Raw genomic sequence first — 4,357 nt, 5'->3', positions numbered from 1 at the left:
GATTACGTTAGTGGATGAAACGGCACCCACGTTTACGTCTGGCACGACCGCGACCGCGATTGATGAAAACTCCGGTGCCAGCACCGTTATCTACACGGCCACGACGGATGATCCTGCGGCGGTTTATTCCTTGTCTGGCACTGATTTGGCTTACTTCACCATTGATACCAATACCGGCGAAGTAACTCTAAAAGCCGACGCGGACTACGAAACCAAATCCAGCTATTCATTTATCGTTACCGCTACTGATGATGCCGGTAACGACAGCAACCAGTCCGTCACCCTGGCAGTCAATAACCTGGATGAAGCAGCGCCAAGCATTACATCTGGTGCTACGGCTACTGCAATCGATGAAAACTCTGGTGCCGGGCAGGTGGTGTATACCGCCACCGCTGATGACTCTGCTGACGTTTCAGATGGCGTAACGTTTAGCCTTGGTGGCGCTGATGAGGCGTATTTCGAGATCAGTGCGAGCACTGGTGAAGTGACGCTAAAAGCCGATGCCGACTACGAAACCAAGTCCAGTTACTCATTCATCGTTACCGCTACCGATGGCGCCGGTAACCATACCGACCAAGCGGTTACCCTCGATGTGAACGATATTGCCCCAGAAGCCAGTATTGTGATATCACCCGAGACGGCACAGCTGGAAGCACTGGGTAATACCATTGGTTATGACGATGATCCTCAAATCACCGCCGTGGGCAGCGATGGCTCCTATGTGGTGACCTGGTACGGTGAGGATAGCGACGATGATTATTCAATCTTTGTGCAGGCCTTTAACGCCGATGGTTCCTTCAACGGCGCCACGGTACAGCTGGAAGCGCCGGGTAATACCACCAGTGGCGACTATCGGCCTCAAATTACCGCCGTGGGCACCGATGGCGCCTATGTGGTGACCTGGTACGGAAGGGATAGCGACGATGATTTGTCGATCTTTGTGCAGGCGTTTAAAGCCGATGGTTCCTTCAACGGTGCCACGATACAGCTGGAAGCACTGGGTAATACGACAGGTTATGACAGAAATCCCCAAATCACTGCGGTAGGCACTGATGGCGCCTATGTGGTGACCTGGTACGGTGAGGATAGCGACGATGATTATTCAATCTTTGTGCAGGCGTTTAAAGCCGACGGCTCCGTCAACGGCACCGCGGTACAGCTGGAAGCGCTGGATAATACCTATAGTGATGACTATTCTCCCCAAATCACCGCGGTGGGCTCTGATGGCGCCTATGTGGTGACCTTGTACGGTGAGGATAGCGACGGTGATTGGTCTATCTTTGTGCAGGCGTTTAAAGCCAATGGTTCCTTCAACGGTGTCACGGTACAGCTGGAAGCGCTGGGTAATACCAATGGTTATGACGTTGATCCCCAAATCACTGCGGTAGGCAGCGATGGCGCCTATGTGGTGACCTGGCAGGGGTACGATAGCAGCAATGACTATTCTATCTTTGTGCAGGCGTTTAAAGCCGATGGCTCCATTAACGGCACCAAGGTACAGCTGGAAGCGTTGGATACTACCACGGGGGATGACTATTCTCCCCAAATCACCGCCGTGGGCACTGATGGCGACTATGTGGTGACCTGGTACGGTGAGGATAGCGACGGTGACTATTCGATCTTTGTGCAGGCGTTTAACGCCGATGGCTCCTTCAACGGTGCCACGATACAGTTGGAAGCGCCGGGTAATACCGATGGTGATGACTATGTCCCCCAAATCGCCGCCGTGGGCAGTGCTGGCGCCTATGTGGTGACCTGGTACGGAAGGGATAGCAACGGTGATTATTCGATCTTTGTGCAGGCCTTCAACGCCGAAGGTTCCGTCAACGGTGACACAGTACAGCTGGAAGCACTGGGTAATACCATTGGAGATGACTATGCCGTCCAAATCACTGCGGTAGGCAGTGCTGGTGCCTATGTGGTGACCTGGGTCGGGACTGATAGTGACGGTGATGAGTCGATCTTTGTACAGGCGTTTAATGCCGATGGTACACCGGTGATAGATAGCACCTATGAAGCAGGGGAGTTGGTCACATTACAAAGCAATGAAGCAGGTACGGTGTATTTGGTGAGCGATACAGTGGCCGTGACCACTGAGGCCGATATCACCAGCGCCAGCAGTAACCTTTGGGCTACCGCGACATTAGCGGTGGCGGGTACGGTCACTGTGGATACCACGACATTGGCGCTGGGCGGTTATTACGCCTATGCCGTCGACAGCGCCGGCAACCTGAGCCTGGCTTCCAGTGAGTGGATTACGTTAGTGGATGAAACGGCACCCACGTTTACGTCTGGCACGACCGCGACTGCGATTGATGAAAACTCCGGTGAAAGCACGGTTATCTACACGGCCACGACGGATGACGCAACGGCGGTTTATTCCTTGTCTGGCACTGATTTGGCTTACTTCACCATTGATACCAATACCGGCGAAGTAACTCTAAAAGCCGACGCGGACTACGAAACCAAATCCAGCTATTCATTTATCGTTACCGCTACTGATGATGCCGGTAACGACAGCAACCAGTCCGTCACCCTGGCAGTCAATAACCTGGATGAAGCAGCGCCAAGCATTACATCTGGTGCGACGGCTACTGCAATCGATGAAAACTCTGGTGCCGGGCAGGTGGTGTATACCGCCACCGCTGATGACTCTGCTGACGTTTCAGATGGCGTAACGTTTAGCCTTGGTGGCGCTGATGAGGCGTATTTCGAGATCAGTGCGAGCACTGGCGAAGTGACGCTAAAAGCCGATGCCGACTACGAAACCAAATCCAGTTACTCATTCATCGTTACCGCTACCGATGGCGCCGGTAACCATACCGACCAAGCGGTTACCCTCGATGTGAACGATCTGGATGATACCGCCCCAGAAGCCAGTATTGTGATATCACCCGCGACAGTACAGCTGGAAGCACTGGGTAATACTAGCAATGGTGACTATGCCCCTCAAATCACCGCCGTGGGCAGCGATGGTGCGTATGTGGTGGCCTGGTATGGTGAGGATAGCGGCAGTGGCTATTCGATCTTTGTGCAGGCGTTTAATGCCGATGGCTCCTTGAACGGCACCACGGTACAACTGGAAGCACCGGGTAATGTCAACCATAGCTCCCAGATCACTGAGGTAGGCAACGCTGGCGCTTATGTGGTGACCTGGAGCGGGACCGATAGCGGCGGTGATCTGTCGATCTTTGTGCAGGCGTTTAAAGCCGATGGTTCCTTCAATGGCACCAGGGTACAGCTGGAAGCACTGAATAATACCACTGGTCATGACTATGAACCACAAATCACCGCCGTGGGCAGCGCTGGCGCCTATGTGGTGACCTGGTACGGGTACGAGGGCGCTGGCTATTCAGGTGATCAGTCGATCTTTGTGCAGGCGTTTAACGCCGATGGCTCCATTAACGGCACTGCGGTACAACTGGAAGCGTTGGATACTATCACGGGGGATGGCTATGATCCGCAAATCACCGCGGTGGGCACTGATGGCGACTATGTGGTGACCTGGTACGGTGATGATAGCGACGGTGATTGGTCTATCTTTGTGCAGGCGTTTAATGCCAATGGTTCCTTCAACGGTGACACAGTACAGTTGGAAGCACTGGATAATATCACCGGTGCTGATCGGTCCCCTCAAATCACCGCCGTGGGCACTGATGGCGCCTATGTGGTGACCTGGTACGGAAGGGATAGCGACGGTGATTGGTCGATCTTTGTGCAGGCCTTTGATGATGACGGCTTCTTAAACGGTGCCACGGTACAGTTGGAAGCACTGGATAATATCACCGGTGCTGATCAGTACCCTCAAATCACCGCCGTGGGCAGTGATGGCGCCTATGTGGTGACCTGGTACGGAAGGGATAGCAACGGTGATTATTCGATCTTTGTGCAAGCGTTTAACGCCGAAGGTTCCGTCAACGGTGACACAGTACAGCTGGAAGCACTGGGTAATACCATCGGTGCTGATCAGTACCCTCAAATCACCGCCGTGGGCACTGATGGCACCTATGTGGTGACCTGGTACGGAAGGGATAGCGAGGGTGATTGGTCTATCTTTGTGCAAGCGTTTGATGCTGACGGCTCCTTAAGCGGTGCCACGGTACAGTTGGAAGCGCCGGGTAATACGACAGGTTCCGAAGAGAAGCCCCAAATCACTGCGGTGGGCAGCGATGGTGCCTATGTGGTGACCTGGAACGGGACTGATAGTGACGGTGACACTTCGATCTTTGTGCAGGCATTTAATGCCGATGGCACACCGGTGATAGATAGCACCTATGAAACAGGGGAGTTGATCACACTACAAAGCAATGAAGCGGGTACGGTGTATTTGGTGAGCGATACAGTGGCCGTGACCACT

1 protein-coding gene is annotated in these 4,357 nt (G+C 53.7%); it reads left to right on the top strand.

From position 1 onward, the window contains the following. Positions 1 to 4,357, top strand: a 4,357-nt coding sequence (locus Q4551_RS16005) for a cadherin repeat domain-containing protein (protein ID WP_303434917.1), incomplete at both ends; no start/stop codon positions are given.

It is taken from the genome of Oceanobacter sp. 5_MG-2023, assembly GCF_030548165.1.
GTDB lineage: Bacteria > Pseudomonadota > Gammaproteobacteria > Pseudomonadales > Oceanobacteraceae > Oceanobacter.
Note: the sequence above shows the minus strand (reverse complement) of the source record. Positions and strands in the feature narration are given on the sequence as shown.